The organism is Thiomicrospira sp. R3 (assembly GCF_029581415.1).
In the GTDB taxonomy this organism is placed as follows: Bacteria; Pseudomonadota; Gammaproteobacteria; order Thiomicrospirales; family Thiomicrospiraceae; genus Thiomicrospira.
In genome coordinates this window covers 1,422,032-1,440,088 of sequence record NZ_CP121121.1, presented here as the reverse complement: position 1 = coordinate 1,440,088, position 18,057 = coordinate 1,422,032, and the positions used below count along the sequence as shown (strand labels likewise).

The window sequence follows — 18,057 nt, the reverse complement described above, 5'->3', positions numbered from 1 at the left end:
AAAACCTTAAGCGTCGTTCATATCCAGTTCATCATCCGACAAACTTTCATTAAACATTTCGCGCTCGAGTAAACGGTTAGAGTAATCAATAATTGATTTTGCCGACTTAGGCAAATCAATACCCAACGAAGGTAAACGCCAAAGCAATACCGCAAGACTGGCATCAACCAAGGTGTAGTCATCACTCATAAAAAAATCTTTATGGGCAAAAACTGGAATCATTTGGATTAAACGCTCGGTTAAATCACGGCGCGCACGCTTTACTGCATCCGCATCTTCATTACGCACAATGGTTTCAACCAATGGATACCACTCAACCTCAATTTGTCGCAACTGCTGACGTGAACGCGCTTTAGAAATAGGGTCAACGGACATTAAAGGTGGATGAGGGTAACGCTCATCGAGATACTCAATAATAACCTGTGTATCGTGCAGAATGAGTTCACGATCGACTAAAGTCGGTAAGGTTCCATAGGGGTTTAATTCAAGCAAATCTTCTGGCATCATCCCTGGATCAACTTCAATGACATCCATTGGAATATCTTTTTCTTTGGCTACCAAACGCACCCGGTGAGAGTTTGGGCTGCGCGGATCAGAAAACAAGGTCATTACTGAACGTTTAGTTAGTGGAATATCTGACATTACTGGGCACCTCATATGGCCATGACTACATTTAAATCATATTATTATACTACCCTTGTCAAGTTGTTGACCCTGCAAAAATACATAAAAAGCACTTATTCAAACGGCGCTGTACAAAAAGCGCTATAATTTAAACTTTAATTCATTAAATTGCATATAGAGACCTAGGATATGGCCCAATCAAATAGCAAATATGTCACCACGACTGAAGCCTGTAAACTTGTAGGTGTATCTAAAACTGTCATCAAACGCTTAGCTGATGAGGGCATCCTACAAATTTGGCGCACGCCAGGGGGGCATCGTCGCCTTTTGCGCTCCTCGGTTGACGAATATATTATGCAAAACGGTAAAGAGCGCGCAAATGAAGATGATCACCGCCTCAAAATTCTTGTTGTGGACGACGATAAACTCTCACAAGACCTCATAAAAAGTATAATTCAAACCCTTGAATTTCCCGTAAAAGTATTTACAGCGAGTGATGGGTTTGAAGGCTTAATGCAAGCTGGGCGCAATATCCCTGACTTTATTTTTGCTGACCTGATCATGCCACAAATGGACGGATACAGCATGATTCATGCATTACGCAACTTTGAATCGACCAAAGAAGCGACCATCATGATTATGACCGGTGAAAAGCCGCAAAATATTGAGCGCGATAAACTACCCAAAGACATTACCGTCATCGCTAAACCCGTTCAACCCGATATTCTGAAACAGTTTCTAACCTACGAATATAATCTAAAACGTAGTTAAACTCCCTATCACCTCCAGGGTAACTAGCCTTAACTTGTTTTACCCTAGAGGATAATAAATGTCAAAACTCATACACTTCTCACGCGCTCAAAATAGCTAACTAGGATTATAACTTCCTCACTAAGACCTATGAAACAAACCCTGAATCAACACACCCCGATGATGCAACAATACTTAACCATCAAAGCCGAGCACCCAGATCGTTTGGTGTTTTATCGGATGGGCGATTTTTATGAATTGTTTTATGACGATGCGCTTAAAGCCTCAAAGCTGCTCGACATTACGCTAACAGCGCGCGGACAATCCGCCGGCAAACCGATTCCGATGGCAGGCATCCCGCATCACAGCGCCGAAGGGTATCTTGCCAAATTAGTTAAACTTGGTGAGTCGATTGCGATATGCGAACAGGTTGGCGAAGCCCTGGGCAAAGGCCCTGTTGAACGTAAAGTCGTGCGCGTCCTCACCCCCGGCACACTCACTGACGACGCATTACTTGAAGCCAACCAAGAAAACCTACTCTGTGCGGTTTATCAAACCGATGAGCGTTATGCACTCGCCTATTTAGATGTCGCCAGTGGGCGTTTTGAAGGCTGTGAATTTGATACTTCACAAGCATTTTTTGATGAAATCAAGCGGTTACAACCTGCCGAACTGATTGTTGCAGAGGGCGAAAGCCTAGCGGACAGCCTCAAAACACAACCAGGCCTGGTTAGGCTAGCTAGCTGGCATTTTGATTTACAGAGCGCGCAAACCAAAATGAGCGATCAACTCCAAACCCAAGACCTGATCGCGTTTGGTTGCCAAGACAAACCCACCCTGATTTCGGCTTGTGGCGCATTGCTCTACTATGCACAAACCATGTTACAAAACACCCTTAACCAAATACAGCGTTTTCACAGCTACACCACGGACGACAACTTGATTGTCGATGCGATGAGTCGACGCAACCTTGAGCTCGACACCAATTTAACCGGCGCCACCCATAACACCCTGCTTAGCCTGTTGGATAACTGCGCCACAGCGATGGGCAGCCGACTCCTTAAACGCTGGTTGCTGATGCCCTTGCGTGATCCCAAGCGGATTAACCAACGGCTCGACATCATTGACAGCCTGCTTCAACAAGACCAGCACCTAAGGCTCAAACGCCAACTCAAACCGATTGGTGATTTAGAACGTATTCTCAGCCGTGTCGCCCTCTATTGCGCTCGACCGCGTGACCTGCTCCAACTTGGGCGCGCACTCAATCAATTACCCGAAATCAACCAAGCATTAGCGGCACTAGACCAACCCGATCTGGTTGCGCTCAGCCAGCAAATTAATCAGTTCGATGACTTAGCAGATCAACTCGATCGCGCGATTGTTGAGAACCCGCCGATGCTATTGCGTGATGGCGGTGTATTTAAAACCGGCTATGATGCCGAACTTGACCAGCTCAACAATCTTAAAAACGAAGCCGGGCAATACCTGCTTGACCTCGAACAGCGTGAACGCGAACGCACCGGCATTTCAACTCTCAAAGTCGGTTACAACCGAGTACACGGCTACTATATTGAAGTTAGCAAACTGCAAAGCGAACAAGTGCCGCTTGATTATGTCCGCCGTCAAACTCTTAAGGGTGCAGAACGCTATATTATTCCCGAACTCAAAAGCTTTGAAGACCAAGTGCTCAGCGCTGGCGACAAAGCCCTAGCGCGTGAAAAACAACTCTATCAAACCCTGCTTGAAACCCTAAACCAATCAATTAAACCCCTGCAAACCTGCGCCAGCGCGCTGGCGCAACTGGATGCACTGGTCAATCTAGCGCAAAAGGCCCAACAACATCAACTCACCCGCCCCAAGCTCAGCCAACAACCAGGCCTGGTTATCCATCAAGGTCGTCATTTAACGGTTGAAGCCCTCAGCGATGTGCCCTTTATTCCCAATGATGCGATATTTGATAGCCACAGCCGCTTGCAAATCATTACCGGCCCGAATATGGGCGGTAAATCCACCTTTATGCGCCAAACCGCCCTGATTGCGATACTCGCTCATATCGGCAGCTTTGTGCCGGCTGAATCGGTGGAAATCGGCCCGATTGATCGAATTTTCACCCGCATTGGTGCCTCGGATGACCTCACCAGCGGACGCTCCACCTTTATGGTCGAAATGACAGAAACCGCGCATATCCTGCACCATGCCAGTGAACAATCGCTGATTTTGATGGACGAAATAGGCCGTGGCACCTCGACCTATGATGGCTTATCGCTGGCGTGGGCGATTGGGGAACATCTAGCCGAACAGATCAAAGGCTTTTGTTTATTTGCTACCCACTACTTTGAGCTGACCGATTTATCTCAACGCTATGCTAATACCGTTAATATCCACCTCAGCGCGATAGAACATCAAGACAAAATTGTATTTTTACACCAAGTTCAACCGGGCGCCGCCTCTAAAAGCTATGGTTTGCAAGTCGCCAGCCTAGCGGGTGTACCCAAATCCGTGATTCAACGCGCAAAAGCCATTTTGCATGACCTAGAACAAAAAGCCGACGAGCATCCGAACACTAAACCAACATCACTCAGTAAACAATTACCGGTTAAACAACCCGAAATTCAGTTCGACCTCTTTAATTGTGCCGAACCCCACCCCATATTAATTGAACTCGATAAAATCTCGCCCGATGAGCTAACCGCTAAACAGGCGCTAGATTTAGTTTATCAACTCAAAACATTGCGATAAAACCCAAGTTAACCCAAGTTAACCCAAGTTAACCCAAGTTAACCCAAGTTAACCCAAGTTAATCTCAAAGGAAACCACTATGAGCGAAGCACTAATAGCCGATGTCAATGACGAAAACTTTCAACAGGTCGTGCTAGACAACTCCCATCACCTCCCGGTGCTGGTCGATTTTTGGGCGCCTTGGTGCGGGCCGTGTAAATCGGTGATGCCGGTGCTAGAAAAATTAGCCAAAGAATTTGCAGGCCTGTTTTTGCTTGCCAAGGTTAATATTGATGACAACCAAGCCCTTGCCAATCAATTTGCGGTGCGCTCTGTACCGACATTTAAACTATTCAAGAATGGCCAAGAGATAGGCGAACTGACTGGCGGCTTGCCAGAAAGTGAATTCCGCAAACTCCTTGAACCCCATATCGAACGCCCCTCAGATGCCATGCGTGCACAAGCACAACAGGCCTTTGACCAAGGCGATTTAGACAGCGCGGTCACATTGCTACGCCAAGCCTCAGAACTTGACCCTAACAATCATAAAGTGCCTATAGACCTGGTTCAAATGTACCTACAGACCGGCCAACTCGAAGACGCCACCAAACTGTTTAATCAACTGCCGGATGCCGCCAAAACCGCCCCTGAGGCCAAACCGATTATTGGCATTATTCACTTTGCGCAAGCGGTCGCCGAATCTGAAGACATCAGTATTATTCAAGCCAAACTCAAAGACAACCCCGATGATGTCAGCGCGCTCTATGGCTTAGCCTGTTTCCTAGCGCTGCATAGCGAATATGAAAAAGCCATGCAAGCTCTGCTTAAGGTGTTTATGTTGGATCAAGAATTCAAGAACGGCGCGGCACGCGGCCATTTGATTAAACTATTTGATATGCTCTCGGTCAGCGAACCTGAACTGGTCAAAACCTATCGGCGCAAATTCCAAAGCTTACTCTATTAATGCGATTTTGCATCCATCAGAGTTTGTTACAATTTCGTTCAAATTAATGAAAATTAGGCTTGGATATATCAACCAGGCCTGGTTAAAAAAGAGGCAAAAACCATGAAAAAACCACTACTCAGCGCCCTAGCGCTTAGCTTAGGGCTTGGACTTGCGAGCACTAGCCATGCTGCACCCCAAACAGGCGCCACCGCGCCGCTGCCCGAAGACTTAAGCAAAACCCGCCCAATTGATCTCTGTGCCGCTTATACTGACCACAACGAAGCCGACCAAAAACGTATTTTTGATCGGCTCGACTCGCTAAACCTACTTGGCCATAAAGATTATGATCTTATTCCAAAAGGCAAGATTGAAACCGGATCGACGATGTGTGGTATGTATATGGGTTTAGGCAGGCCCATAAACGAACAAGGCATGCAGATTCGTCCGATGGTGTTTAAAGTCGTGCATATCTATCCAGATCACTATGTCGTTACCCAAAGTGGCTTAGTGATGGAAATTCATGATCGCATTGAGGGTGAATTGCCTCCCACACTGCACCAACCCATGCCCGATGTGATGCCGCCACCTGTCGCTCCACGTACACGTTAATTTCCAAGCTTATAGCTGTACATCCAGGCCTGGATGTGCACTAGCTGCATCAAAACTTAGACGGCTTATTGATTGACATTGCTGATTCCAGCTCTGATAATCTTCTGGCCGAGCAAATAAATAAATGAGACTAAACTACGTTCCATTCAGTATTTTTCCACCGCCAATACAAACCTACGATCTATCTTAAGTTCATCAACGGGAAGAGGTTGTAAATAGCTCAATGACGAATAGCCAATTCTAAAGTCATCAATCGAAAACTTTACACCAAGACCGTGGCACACCGATGACCGCGCATTGTTATCTCGCTTTACTCAGGTGAGTTAGCGATTACGGCCAGCCATAATCGCCCAGGCGTCAGTAACGATAGCCCGATGAGTGAGAGCGCAGTTTAGAACGCTTAAATATCAACCCGATTATCTACGGCGTTCTAACAACTACGACCATGCCATGCGTGGGTGTCAGGATTATATAACTTGGTATAACCATGAGCATCATCAAGTATTTGATAGCCAAGTACAAATCATCGCGCAGGTTCGCCAACAAGCACTCGATGCCGCCTATTAACGCAATCCAGCAGGCTCTAGTAAAGACAAACCAACCGTAACCTTGCCACCAAAAGAAGTCTTTATCAAGCCAATACCGGAGGACGCTGATCAACATACCATCGAAACCGGGGTGAACTTCCCAGCCCTGCCAAGGATAAGTGCAAATACAATTTAATTTTTAAAGAACTGGCTCAAAGTATGTTGACATGTTCCGCCCATAAACTCAGGACCAAGGCCAAAATAAGTCATCAAACTTTTATCATGCTTAGTCTTCTTTAAACTCGAAAAATTGGTTTTTGCCACTTTGTTTGGCTTGATACATCGCCTGGTCGGCTTGACGAATCAGTTGACTCGCATCAATCGGTTTGGGCTGGGGATAATAACTCACACCAATACTCGCTGTCACGTGAATGGTGTGGCCTTGGTACTCAAACGGTTCCGAAACCGCGCTAAGCAAGCGCTCCATCAATTCCTTGTTGGGTAGCTGCTCGGTTAAATCAACCAATAATGCGATAAACTCATCACCCCCTAAACGAGCAAGCGTATCGCCCTCGCGCAAGGCCGATTTCATTCGCGTAGCCAGCAGTTTTAAAAGCACATCTCCAACGGCATGTCCAAAATTATCATTGACAGGTTTAAAGCCATCTATATCAATAAACACCAAGGCTAAACGTTTTTGACGGCGATCGGCTTGTGCAATCGCTTGGTCTAAACGATCATGCAATAAACTGCGGTTAGGCAAGCCCGTCAACGCATCATAATAAGCCATCTGATCAAGCTGCTTTCTGGCTTGATCACGTGCTAAAAGATTACGTATTCGTAATTGTACCAAGGGAAGTGAAAAAGGTTTAGTGATAAAGTCATCCGCGCCCAATTGCAAACCTTTGAGGTGTGTCTCATGACGATCATCAGCGGTCACTAAAATCACCGCCATGCAACACCCCCAGTCAGATTGCCGAATATGCTCAAGCACGGTTAAACCATCCATTTCAGGCATCATAATATCAAGCAAAATTAAATCCGGGCGAAGGGTTTCGGCCAATTTCAATGCTTGCTTACCTGAAGTCACAATCGATACTTGATAGTCTTTACTTAGTGCACTAAGCAATATTTGTAAATTAGTTGGATGATCGTCTACCACCAATATTTTTGCTTGCTCATTCATTTATTGCACACTTCATTCATATTGCCTAATTATTAATTTTAGCCTGTTAACGGCCTGAGTAAAACTAAAAGACTCAATTAAGGGTTTTATCGTCACTAATGCTTCATAAATAGTTTTTAGATAGCCCTTTGCATAGAAAGCGCTGCTAAAGATAGGGAAAGCTTAAGGCTTCAAGTGTTTCTTGGTAGTTTTCAATATTATCGGCCGCAATATCGGTACGATTAAACCGTGCAATATGGAACAGAGCTTCGCCTTCATTCACCAGCGGTAAATGCAATTGACCAATGACAATACCACTAAACGGCGCCCAGATTTCCACCTCTGATTCGCCAAACGGATCAGACACCACAGCCAATAGGGTTTGATCTTTCTGAACCCGGTAGCCTTGTTTAACTTTGGCACGAAAAATACCATCTTGCGGTGCACGCACCCAAGCAGAGGAGCGCGCCACAATAGGATCAAACTCATTTTTCTTACGTGAAGCAGGCAACATCTCCAGTTGACGCATCACCCGTAGAATGCCTTCCACCCCACCGCGAATCGACAATTCATCAAAACGCAAGGCTTCTCCGGCTTCGTACAACAAGACGGGTATACCTTTTTTGCTAGCCGCCTCACGAAGCGAACCATCGCGCAGATTCGAGTTAAGTACCACAGGCGTCCCAAATGCCTTGGCTAACCTCAAGGTTTCTTCATTATCTAAGTCTGCTCGAATTTGAGGCAAGTTAGAACGGTGTACAGCCCCTGTATGCAGGTCAATACCGTGTGTAGAGCGTTCAACAATCTCATCAAGAAATAGTCGCGCTACACGCCCTGCAAGCGAGCCTTTGTCCGAGCCTGGAAAACTACGATTTAGATCGCGACGATCCGGCAAATAACGACTCTGATTGATAAAGCCATGAAGATTAACAATCGGGACGGCCATTAACGTACCTTTTAGCCTTTTTAGAGAAGGTACTTTTAAAAGCCGACGAATAATTTCAACCCCATTAAGTTCATCACCATGAATTGCCGCACTAATAAACATCACAGGACCCGCTTGATGTCCGCACAAGACTTGTACCGGCATGGTAATCGGGCTGTGGGTATAAAGCTTGCCCACGACTAAATCAATCGTTTTACGCTCACCAGGCAAAACCCACTGGCCGGCTAATTCAATCGGCTGATTTTTACGCCTTTTTTTAGCGGCTAGCTCCGGCATTTAGCCTTTACCTCGCGTTGCCGTTCTATTGGGTTTTCCATTTTTTTCAATAAACTCAATTATTTGCCCTGCAATATCCTTACCCGATGCCGCTTCAATCCCTTCCAAGCCAGGAGACGAATTAACCTCCATCACAACCGGGCCATGATTAGAGCGTAAAATATCCACACCACAAACATTCAACCCCATGATTTTAGCCGCACGTAACGCGGTAGAGCGCTCTTCTGGCGTAATTCGAACTAAAGCCGCACTGCCCCCACGGTGAAGGTTGGAGCGAAACTCGCCCTCTTTGCCCTGACGCTTCATCGAGGCCACCACCTTGGCGCCTATTACAAAACAGCGTATGTCAGACCCACCCGCTTCTTTGATAAACTCCTGCACAAGAATATGTTCTTTTAGCCCCATAAAGGCCTGAATGACACTTTCAGCCGCTTGTTTGGTTTCGGCCAGCACCACCCCTAATCCTTGCGTACCCTGTAATACTTTAATTACAGCTGGCGCACCGCCGACTATATTCAATAAATCGTCGATATCATCTGGAGAGTGCGCAAAACTGGTCACAGGTAAGCCGATACCATGCTTGGCTAATAGCTGTAAACTGCGCAACTTATCACGTGACCGAGTTAGCGCAACTGATTCATTTAACGGATAAACCCCCATCATCTCGAACTGACGCAATACCGCCGTACCATAAAATGTAATAGAGGCACCAATACGAGGAATCACCGCATCAAACCCATCGAGAACTTCACCCTTATAGTGAATTTCTGGATGACGCGTGGTGATATTCATGTAACATCGTAACGAATCAATTACACGGACTTCATGTCCACGTTCTTGAGCCGCCTCAACTAAACGACGGGTTGAATAAAGTTTTGCATTACGGGATAAAATTCCGATTTTCATTTAGTTTCGCCATCCTTTGGCAGTTTTTGACAATAAGATTGACTCACATCAACCATAAAACGCTGTTCTATCGCAACTCGACCCAGTAGCATACGAAACCGCATGGTATCGCGACTGGTCAGCGACAAATCAATTTTAAAACGCTGGTTACCCAGCACAAGTTCGGTTTCTATAAAATAGCGTTCAGTTTTATTCCCTCCGGAATCACTAACGATCCGTTGATCCTTAATAGGTGCTTCACACCAAAGCTCGGTCTTATTATCCAACTGGTTGGGATGGATTCCAAACCGAACCCAGGCCTGGTTATCCTTTTCAAACGATTTGACCGAAAAAGCATGCAATGCCGATGTGCGTGCGCCGGTATCAACTTTGCATTTCAAAGCAGAAATGCCAAGCTGTGGAAGCGCCACCCACTCTCGCCAACCGAGTATTGCTTTGTCCATAGTGTTACCTTTTTGACTCATTATCATACTTCTGCCAACGATTGAATCGGATCATGACCTGTAATTCTCTAATGTATTCTTCGCGTTTAGCAGAATAATCAATCAAACCATAAGCGAGCAACTTGCTATTTAAACCTGCACCTGATTGACGAAGCTCTTGTCGAAGATTACGTAAAGTTTCATAACTGTAAAAGGCATTTAGATTCAACATATAGGCCGCCACCGAGTCTTCGACACTATTAAAAACACGCACCTCATAGGTTTGACCTTCTGGACGTCTTTCAGGTATAAGCCCACAGCCGACTGAAAAACACCAATGCCCAAAAAAGTTTAGCCCCTCTAAGGCAAAACGCGACGTACCCCAAGCGGACTCATTTGCAGCTTGCGCCAATGCGAGTGCGGGCGGAATTATATCTACTTTTTTTAATAATTCAGCATGCCAATCTTCAAAAGACTGTCCCTTCTCTCTTGGCTGTTGATACTTTTGCGCTAAAGCTTCAAATTTTCGACGCTGGTTTGCATTCATTCGATTCAAATTCAAACTTTTCAAGAAGGCTCTTTCCAACAAAATGGCTTTATTAGACGCATGAATAGCTGGCAGCATAAATTCCACAAACGCCTGTTTCCTTTGATTGACATCCTTTATCGCTGCAAAATCAGGGATTGCTTGACCAACCGGTTTTGGCTTTATCTCTATGGAGGTTAACTTGGTCTTTGTTTTTTCAGATTTGCTCACGCCGTCATCCGCGCTACGAAGCTCAGATAGTTCTTTGTGCAAAGACTCACACTGTTGATCGCAGCTATCACGCTCCATAAAGATCCAAAGCGCGACAAACACAAGAACTGTTAAGATGATTTTTAGATAGCGTTCCATTATCTTTCCTTTATACTTGACTCTTATTTAGGATAATGATGAAACTTCACCTCAAAAAAAGCAAATATATTAGTAAATAACTATGAAATTAAATTTTATCAAACAAACCTACAAACACTTGATTTTACTTTTTATTATATCAGTAGTCTACACCAGCCAAGCGTTTGCAAACACTACATCTGCGGTGATTTTGATGTATCACCATTTTGGTGATGACACACCGCAAAGCACCAGCGTAACCCTCGAACAGTTTGATGCTCACCTAGATTATCTAAAAGACAATCAGTTTAATGTTTGGCCTATGTCTAAACTCATTTCTCACTGGGATAAAGCTAAAGCCATTCCAGAGCGTACCGTTGTTCTCACGGCTGACGACGCCTATATTAGCGTTTACACACAAGCTTATCCTCGCCTTAAGGCTTTAGGCTGGTCAATGACCACTTTTGTCAACTCAGAACCGGTTGATCGTGGATTTGGCAATTTTATGACCTGGCAACAAATGCGCGAAATGCAAGCGGATGGGTTTGAATTTGCTAATCACAGCCATACCCACAGCAAAATGCGACAGATTGATGGCGAAACACAAGCTGAGATGCTGGTGAGAGTTCGACAAGAATTAGAAATTGCCCAACAGCGACTCGAAGCCGAACTCGGCGCAGAAAATGTGCCGATGCTATTTGCTTACCCTTATGGCGAATACAGTGAGTCGGCCGCCAACTTGATCGCTGAGATGGGCTATGTGGGATTAGCACAAGTGTCTGGTGCGGTGGATGCTAACGCGGACCGCCGCGCGTTAAATCGTTTTCCTATGGCGGTGAATTTTGCCAAAATTGAAGACTTTCGCCTCAAGGTCAATACCCGCCCACTGCCGCTCTCCTCGGTAACACCTTGGAACCCAATAGTGACCGATAACCCCCCCACTCTGACACTGAACTTGAGTGAACCTGTACCCCAGCTGAATTGCTTTAATAGCCGAGGCCAAGCGCTGAAAATGGACTGGCAAAGCCCGACTAAACTGGTGATTCAGTCCGAGCAAGCCTTGCGCTCCCCGCGTGACCGCTATGCGTGTACCGCACCGATAGGTGAAGGGCGCTGGTACTGGTTTGGGCATTTATGGATTATTGATTAAACTTACCTGTTAAACAAAAGGGAAAATAATGTCTGACTGGACGTCTGGTTATGTAGCCGATATCGGTTACACCTATGGATATTACAAAGAACTGAACCCCTTAAGAATGCGCTTGGCGATGATTAATGCCGGCATCACCCCGCCTGATTTTACTAAAGGCGCGACGGGCTGTGAGCTGGGGTTTGGTCAAGGGCTGAGTACGGCGATCCATGCGGCGGCCAGCCCTGTGCAATGGTTTGGCAATGACTTTTTGCCAAGCCAAGCGGGCTTTGCACAATCACTGGTTCAAGCCAGCGGTGCACAAGCGCAATTGAGCGATGAATCTTTTGCGCAATACTTGGCACGTGATGATTTGCCCAAATTCGATTTTATTTGTTTGCATGGCGTGTGGACTTGGGTGTCCGAGGAAAATCGCCAGCTGATTGTGGCGTTTATTCGCAAAAACCTCAAGGTTGGCGGTGTGGTCTATGTCAGTTACAACACACAAATCGGCTGGGCGCAAATTATGCCTTTACGCCGCTTGCTGGTGCAACATGTTCAGCGCATGGGTTCAGCAGGTTGGGGTAGCTCCTACAAAATAAACCAAGCGTTACAGTTTGCCAAAAAATTAATGAAAACCAACCCACTTCATGCCACCGCCAATTCTCAAGTGGGACCTAAAGCAGAAGAACTAATTGGTCAAGACCCGCACTATCTGGCGCATGAATACTTTAATCGTGACTGGCATCCGATGGATTTTGCCGATATGGCGGAGTATATGGCTAACACCAAACTTGAATATGCCAGCACAGCCAATTATCTTGATCTGATTGAAGCGATTAATCTTACCCAAGAACAAATGACCTTACTGGCCGAAATCCCAGACACGGCATTACGTGAGAACACCCGTGACTTTTGTGTCGATAAAAAGTTCCGCAAGGATTACTGGGTCAATGGCGCCATCAATCTCACCCAACTTCAGGTTTTAGAAAACCTACGCACTGAACGTGTCGTGATGACCAAACCACGTGGCACGATTTCGCTGGTTTTAGAAGGCGCATTAGGTGTGGCTGATTTGGCAGCGGATGTTTATGATCCGATTCTCGATTACCTTGCCGACTATCAACCGCGTACGCTGGGTGAACTAGAGCAAGCGATGGCTAGACATGAAAAAATTGGGCTACAAGAAATCGTACAAGCCCTATTTATTTTCATCCATCGCGGTGAAATTCAATCGGCACAGGCGGATTCGGTAATTGAGCAGGTATTGCCCCGCACTCAAGCACTGAATAACTTCTTTATCGACCGCGCACGCGGTAGCGCAGATATTGCATTTTTAGCCAGCCCGGTTACTGGCGGCGGCATCGAAGCCACACGCTTCCAACAGCTGTTTATTAAAGGTTATCGAGATGGCTGTGAATCGGCTTTAGCACTGGCGCATTATGTTTGGATGATTTTAGAGCCTATGGGCGAGGGTGTCATGAAAATGGGGCTAATTTTACAATCCGAAGACGAGAATATTGCCGAATTAACCCAGCGCGCCGAAGACTTTCTGCGCCGCGACTTAGCGATGTATCAAGGTTTAAGGTTAGTCTAAGTTTTTAAAGGCGTTAGATACAAAAAGCCCAACCAGGCCTGGTTGGGCTTTTATCCTAGAAGCATAAAGCAACTACTTGGTTTCTGTTGTGCTTTCTGTGTCTTTTGGTTTGTCTTTTTCGCCCTTGGCGAACGCCATATTGGTTAACCACAGGGATAAACCGACTAGCGCAATACCTACAGCATAATAAAGCAATTCGATCGGTTGGGATGGCTTTAGGTATATCGCGGCTTCAAAAAACATAACGATTAATACCAGTACAATCACCTTGGCGAGTTTGTCTTTAAGATCATCTAAACTTTTAACGACTAAAATCTGGCTAGCACCATAGACTTCTTTGGCGATACTGAGTTTTGAGATAAACAATTCATACAGACCGAGCGAGAAAATCAGCATAATCGCGCCAATCAAAAAGCCATCAACCGCACCAATCACCGTACCAATCGCTTTTGATTTAAGCGCAGCACGTTCTGCATATTCAAGAGAATGGTAGTCAGTCAGTGCGCCTAATAGATAAACAATCTCAATTGCAGTGATATAAAACATGACAAACGCAATCACTAAACTCGCTACCACCGCAGTCAGCACCACCAAACGGCTATGCCACAACACCGCTTCAAACCCCCGAACGCCTGGCCCTTTGGTGTCACATTCTAAACTCGTATTAATTTTATCAGGCATTTCTATCGCTCCTACTTCTCTAGCATTTCAATCGTAAAATTATGGTTGGTATAGATACATAAATCCGCAGCAATGGTCAGCGCGTTTTTAACAATCTCATCCGCCGGTAAATCACTGTGGCGCATTAAGGCTTGTGCGCCGGCGTGCGCATAACTTCCGCCTGAACCTATGGCGATAAAATCATCCTGCGGCTCGATGACATCCCCCGTTCCGGATATCAATAACATACTGTCTTCATCGGCAACAATCATCATGGCTTCGAGTTTACGCAGCGCTCGATCAGTACGCCATTCTTTAGCCATTTCAACTGCCGCACGCATCAACTGACCATTATGGGTTTGTAACCTACCCTCAAAACGCTCAAACAAAGTAAAGGCATCCGCTGTTGCCCCTGCAAAACCGGCTAAGACCTTGCTATCATACAAACGGCGCACTTTACGCGCATTGCCTTTCATTACAATATGACCGAGTGTAACCTGCCCGTCTCCGCCAATCACCATTTTACCATGACGTTTGACACATAAAATCGTTGTGCCGTAAATGGTATCTGCACGATGCTCCATTGCTTTTCCTTTATATCTGAAATTGTCGCTATCTAGTTATGTGTTAGTTTTTCGTGCTCTTGGGTGCGTTTGATCATAAACCTGCGCCAAATGCTGCATATCTAATTGAGTATATATTTGCGTGGTGGATAAATTGGCATGCCCCAATAATTCTTGCACTGCCCGCAAATCACCGCTGGATTCTAACACATGCGTGGCACACGCATGGCGTAATCGATGCGGCGACATCTTTGTAACCAGGCCTGCTTGTTGCGCCCGCTGATCAAGCTGCATTTGGATCGAGCGCACTGAAAGCCGTCCACCCCGTTGATTAATAAAAACAGCCTTTTCATCGGCTTTTAGTTTTTCCGAACGAATAGCCAACCAAGCTTTAAGCGCCTGCTGTGCTTTAGCACCGACCAATGCCAAGCGCATTTTTTTGCCTTTTCCTATCACCTGGACGGTTCCAGCTGCTAAGCCATCAAGACCAGGAGAGAGATCTAAACTCACCAGCTCAGAAACTCGCAAGCCGGCTGAGTAAAGCAGCTCGAATATGGCTTGATTTCGAATCCCTTGCCAGGTTTCAACGGGCTGGTCTAATAATTGTTTTGTCTGATCAATATCCAAACTTTTTGGTAAGGGCTTGGGTTGTTTTGGTGCTTTAACCAGCCTCGCTGGATTGGTTTGCACCTCACCCTGCGCAATTAAAAACTGAAAAAAACTACGCAATGCTGACAAGTGACGCGCCAGAGTTCGTGCGCCTAAGCCAGACTGAACCGATGCCATCACATAGGCTTTAATCAACCCTACGTCAACCAGCGCCCAATCAATCGGCTGAGGATCGGACATCAATTCATCAGCACACCAGGCCTGGTTGTGGCCAAATTGCAAATAAAAAACCACAAAATGAATCAAATCTCGCTGATAGTTATCCAAGGTGTGCGCTGACTTATTTTGCGCACGTAACATTAATAAAAATCGTTCAATCTGGTTCATACCAAGCTAACCAAACAAACGACTAAGACGTGCAGTGATCAGTTCGGCCATCACCTTTAAAAAATAGGTACCCAATTCAGGGTGAAACCGTTCGGTTGTACTACCCAAAGCTAATACACCCCAAGCGCGATCCATGCCTAATGGCAAACAACAAACCGAATGCAAGTCATCGGCGCCTTTAAACAAACCCGACTTCCATTTTTGTTCAATCAAACCACAGACTGGCTTGCCCGCTTGCAGCGTTTCACGAAGGGTTTTGACCCAATCTTGACGAACACCCAACTGACTCAACCCCCTTAAACTTTGATTCGGAACCTCCCAGGAAACCAGCGTCATATACTCCACCTTAAATACCTCATCCATCTGTGAATAAAGTACCTCAACCGCGTCTTGTTCAGTTTCTGCGGCCATTAGCAAACGACTTAACTGCTGAATTTTTTGCAATAAGAGTCCATTATCTCCCGCTATCGACACCAAAGAATCGACTTCATCCTGCAATTTATCGCGCTGTTCACGCAACTGCCAGACTTGGCGCTCTAGTAAAGATACCGCTTTGCCATTTGAAGGATGAGGAATACTAAGTTTATCTAATAGGTTTGGGAACACATGAAAAAACTGCGGATTTTTTGAAAGATAATCCGCTACATGCTCAGCATGAATATCTTCAGTCCTCATAAATGACCCCCTCAAACGCGGTCGCAACAGGTCCGCTCATCCATAAAGGCGAATCCTGACTACCCGACCAACGGATAACCAAATCGCCTCCAGGTAAAGATACGGTCACCTGTTCATCAACTCTGTCCCACAAACGCAGCACTGCCATCGCGGCACAAGCGCCCGTGCCACAGGCTTGGGTTTCACCCGCGCCGCGCTCAAACACCCGCAAACGAATATGATTGGTCGCTAAAATTTGCACAAATCCTACATTTACCCGCTCAGGAAAACGTGAATGGGATTCGATAGCTGCGCCCAGCGTTTTAACCGGTGCTTGATCGACATCATCCACCAATAAAACCGCATGCGGATTGCCCATCGACACCGCGCCGATTGACCAGGCCTGGTTATCAACCTCAAGCGCATAACTCGCTGCTCGCTGTTCAGCAATAAAAGGCAGCGCACTAGGTTCAAAACGCGGCACCCCCATATTTACCCGCACCTGCCCATCGTCTTCCAAATAAAGCACTATCAGCCCAGATGCCGTTTCGACCGGAATTTGATGCTTCTGAGTCAAACCCTTGTCATAGACAAAACGCGCAAAACAACGCGCGCCGTTTCCGCACTGTTGTACCTCAGACCCGTCCGCATTAAAAATACGATAACGAAAATCAGCCTGCGCGGTTTGGGGTTTCTCGACCACTAATAACTGATCAAACCCTATGCCAGTATGACGGTTCGCCCATTGTTTCACTTGATCGGGTTGAAAGTCAATGGTTTGCGAAATCGCGTCCACCACCATAAAATCATTACCCAAACCATGCATTTTAGTAAACGCTAAACCCATAAAGCCTCTCAAATATTCAACCAGATCAAATAAAAACTCAAAAGTTTGTAAGCATAATTAAACTATTACCTGTGATTATAAACCACAACCAGGCCTGGTCATTAATGAATGAACAGCATCTTAAAACCCTATCATTTTGCTTTAACAAGATAGTCGATGCGCAGCCGTTCACGCTCATCAAACAGCTTTTTACCTGCTAAATGTAAGGCAATCAGCGTACCAAACCCTGTGGAAACGACGACTAAAAACATAATCATAATTTGATATTTAACCGCTTCTATTGGCTCTACACCGGCTAATATCTGCCCCGTCATCATTCCCGGCAATGAAATAATCCCCGCCGCCACCAGCATATTAATCACGGGTATCATCGCGGCATGCAGGCTTTGTTGCTTAATAAACTCAATCGACTGTTTATCCAACCCTAAACCTATGGCGGTCATACTATTGCCTAACAGCATCCCCAATAACGGAATCGCATACTGGGCTTGATACCAGGGTTGCGGTTGAATCGTCAAGGTCAACACGCCCAACAACAGTACCAGTGATGTGACAGAGATGGATAAAAAACCAATCATCAACGCGTGCCATTTTTTAAAGCGATATTGCTGGCGTTTGGTAATTTCATAACCGGCTGCAGCCAACATAACCAAACTAACCAGCACAATTAATAGCGGACTTTCACTGGTAAACACATAGGTCAACCACACCCCCATAAACAGCAATTGCACCACCATCCGTAACGTGCTCCACAATAAGAGGGAACCCGTGCAAAGCCATTCAGCCACAACACCGCGCCCAACAGAACCACCAGCGATGACATGGCAAGCAAATCCCAATAGCTAATC

20 protein-coding genes are annotated in these 18,057 nt (G+C 45.9%); 7 read left to right on the top strand and 13 right to left on the bottom strand.

Features of this window, described 5'->3' with window-relative positions; genetic code table 11:
* Nucleotides 1-6: 6 nt before the first annotated feature.
* Nucleotides 7-642, bottom strand: coding sequence for a glutathione S-transferase N-terminal domain-containing protein (locus tag P8S55_RS07275; protein WP_289223567.1), 636 nt, complete (start codon nucleotides 640-642; stop codon nucleotides 7-9).
* A 171-nt stretch (nucleotides 643-813) separates the two neighbouring features.
* Here P8S55_RS07275 and P8S55_RS07270 point away from each other — a divergent pair, with 171 nt between their 5' ends.
* The 4 genes from P8S55_RS07270 to P8S55_RS07255 all read left to right on the top strand — a co-directional run bounded on the left by P8S55_RS07270 (nucleotide 814) and on the right by P8S55_RS07255 (nucleotide 5,647).
* Nucleotides 814-1,395: a response regulator gene (locus P8S55_RS07270; RefSeq protein WP_289223566.1), complete on the top strand. Its 582-nt coding sequence runs from the start codon at nucleotides 814-816 to the stop codon at nucleotides 1,393-1,395.
* A 129-nt stretch (nucleotides 1,396-1,524) separates the two neighbouring features.
* The gene (mutS, locus tag P8S55_RS07265) at nucleotides 1,525-4,113 is read left to right on the top strand and encodes a DNA mismatch repair protein MutS (RefSeq protein ID WP_289223565.1); all 2,589 of its coding nucleotides are present in this window, start codon (nucleotides 1,525-1,527) and stop codon (nucleotides 4,111-4,113) included.
* Nucleotides 4,114-4,192: 79 nt separating this feature from the next.
* Entirely contained in the window at nucleotides 4,193-5,056 is an 864-nt protein-coding gene (gene trxA, locus P8S55_RS07260) for a thioredoxin (RefSeq protein WP_289223564.1), read from the top strand.
* 102 nt (nucleotides 5,057-5,158) lie between these two features.
* On the top strand, nucleotides 5,159-5,647 hold the full coding sequence (locus P8S55_RS07255; protein WP_289223563.1) for a hypothetical protein: 489 nt from the start codon (nucleotides 5,159-5,161) through the stop codon (nucleotides 5,645-5,647).
* A 146-nt stretch (nucleotides 5,648-5,793) separates the two neighbouring features.
* Here the strand turns inward: P8S55_RS07255 and P8S55_RS07250 are convergent, their stop codons facing one another.
* Nucleotides 5,794-5,931, bottom strand: coding sequence for an EAL domain-containing protein (locus P8S55_RS07250; protein WP_289223562.1), 138 nt, complete (start codon nucleotides 5,929-5,931; stop codon nucleotides 5,794-5,796).
* Between the two features lie 94 nt (nucleotides 5,932-6,025).
* Between P8S55_RS07250 and P8S55_RS07245 the strand changes: the two genes are divergently transcribed.
* Nucleotides 6,026-6,214 (top strand): hypothetical protein, encoded by a 189-nt coding sequence (locus tag P8S55_RS07245; protein WP_289223561.1) that lies wholly within the window; start codon nucleotides 6,026-6,028, stop codon nucleotides 6,212-6,214.
* A gap of 246 nt (nucleotides 6,215-6,460) precedes the next feature.
* Here P8S55_RS07245 and P8S55_RS07240 read toward each other — a convergent pair whose 3' ends face one another.
* From P8S55_RS07240 to P8S55_RS07220, 5 genes are all read right to left on the bottom strand, one after another.
* A complete protein-coding gene (locus tag P8S55_RS07240) occupies nucleotides 6,461-7,360 on the bottom strand; it encodes a diguanylate cyclase domain-containing protein (RefSeq protein WP_289223560.1) in 900 nt (299 codons plus the stop codon).
* Between the two features lie 145 nt (nucleotides 7,361-7,505).
* Complete coding sequence (locus P8S55_RS07235; RefSeq protein WP_289223559.1) at nucleotides 7,506-8,561, bottom strand: succinylglutamate desuccinylase/aspartoacylase family protein; 1,056 nt, start codon at nucleotides 8,559-8,561, stop codon at nucleotides 7,506-7,508.
* Nucleotides 8,562-9,467: a 30S ribosomal protein S6--L-glutamate ligase gene (gene rimK, locus P8S55_RS07230; RefSeq protein WP_289223558.1), complete on the bottom strand. Its 906-nt coding sequence runs from the start codon at nucleotides 9,465-9,467 to the stop codon at nucleotides 8,562-8,564. It abuts the gene before it with no gap.
* Nucleotides 9,464-9,910, bottom strand: a complete 447-nt coding sequence (locus P8S55_RS07225; protein WP_289223557.1) for an ATP-dependent zinc protease family protein — start codon at nucleotides 9,908-9,910, stop codon at nucleotides 9,464-9,466. The genes rimK and P8S55_RS07225 overlap by 4 nt, the downstream gene beginning before the upstream one ends.
* Nucleotides 9,911-9,914: 4 nt before the next feature.
* Nucleotides 9,915-10,784 (bottom strand): glucosaminidase domain-containing protein, encoded by an 870-nt coding sequence (locus tag P8S55_RS07220; RefSeq protein ID WP_289223556.1) that lies wholly within the window; start codon nucleotides 10,782-10,784, stop codon nucleotides 9,915-9,917.
* 82 nt (nucleotides 10,785-10,866) lie between these two features.
* Here P8S55_RS07220 and P8S55_RS07215 point away from each other — a divergent pair, with 82 nt between their 5' ends.
* Both P8S55_RS07215 and P8S55_RS07210 read left to right on the top strand, forming a co-directional pair.
* Nucleotides 10,867-11,913 carry a polysaccharide deacetylase family protein gene (locus tag P8S55_RS07215; RefSeq protein ID WP_289223555.1) on the top strand — a complete coding sequence of 349 codons (1,047 nt, stop codon included), beginning with the start codon at nucleotides 10,867-10,869 and terminating at the stop codon, nucleotides 11,911-11,913.
* Nucleotides 11,914-11,941: 28 nt separating this feature from the next.
* Nucleotides 11,942-13,489: a methyltransferase regulatory domain-containing protein gene (locus tag P8S55_RS07210; RefSeq protein ID WP_289223554.1), complete on the top strand. Its 1,548-nt coding sequence runs from the start codon at nucleotides 11,942-11,944 to the stop codon at nucleotides 13,487-13,489.
* Nucleotides 13,490-13,561: 72 nt separating this feature from the next.
* On the opposite strand, the gene P8S55_RS07205 is transcribed toward P8S55_RS07210, so the two are convergent.
* From P8S55_RS07205 to P8S55_RS07180, 6 genes are all read right to left on the bottom strand, one after another.
* Nucleotides 13,562-14,170: a YqhA family protein gene (locus P8S55_RS07205; RefSeq protein WP_289223553.1), complete on the bottom strand. Its 609-nt coding sequence runs from the start codon at nucleotides 14,168-14,170 to the stop codon at nucleotides 13,562-13,564.
* A gap of 11 nt (nucleotides 14,171-14,181) precedes the next feature.
* Complete coding sequence (gene hslV / locus P8S55_RS07200; RefSeq protein WP_289223552.1) at nucleotides 14,182-14,733, bottom strand: ATP-dependent protease subunit HslV; 552 nt, start codon at nucleotides 14,731-14,733, stop codon at nucleotides 14,182-14,184.
* Between the two features lie 36 nt (nucleotides 14,734-14,769).
* Complete coding sequence (locus P8S55_RS07195; protein ID WP_289223551.1) at nucleotides 14,770-15,708, bottom strand: tyrosine recombinase XerC; 939 nt, start codon at nucleotides 15,706-15,708, stop codon at nucleotides 14,770-14,772.
* Nucleotides 15,709-15,714: 6 nt separating this feature from the next.
* Nucleotides 15,715-16,383, bottom strand: a complete 669-nt coding sequence (locus P8S55_RS07190) for a DUF484 family protein (RefSeq protein WP_289223550.1) — start codon at nucleotides 16,381-16,383, stop codon at nucleotides 15,715-15,717.
* Entirely contained in the window at nucleotides 16,373-17,209 is an 837-nt protein-coding gene (gene dapF / locus P8S55_RS07185) for a diaminopimelate epimerase (RefSeq protein ID WP_289223549.1), read from the bottom strand. The genes P8S55_RS07190 and dapF overlap by 11 nt, the downstream gene beginning before the upstream one ends.
* A 131-nt stretch (nucleotides 17,210-17,340) precedes the next feature.
* Nucleotides 17,341-18,048: an ABC transporter permease gene (locus P8S55_RS07180; protein WP_289223548.1), complete on the bottom strand. Its 708-nt coding sequence runs from the start codon at nucleotides 18,046-18,048 to the stop codon at nucleotides 17,341-17,343.
* Between the last annotated feature and the right edge of the window lie 9 nt (nucleotides 18,049-18,057).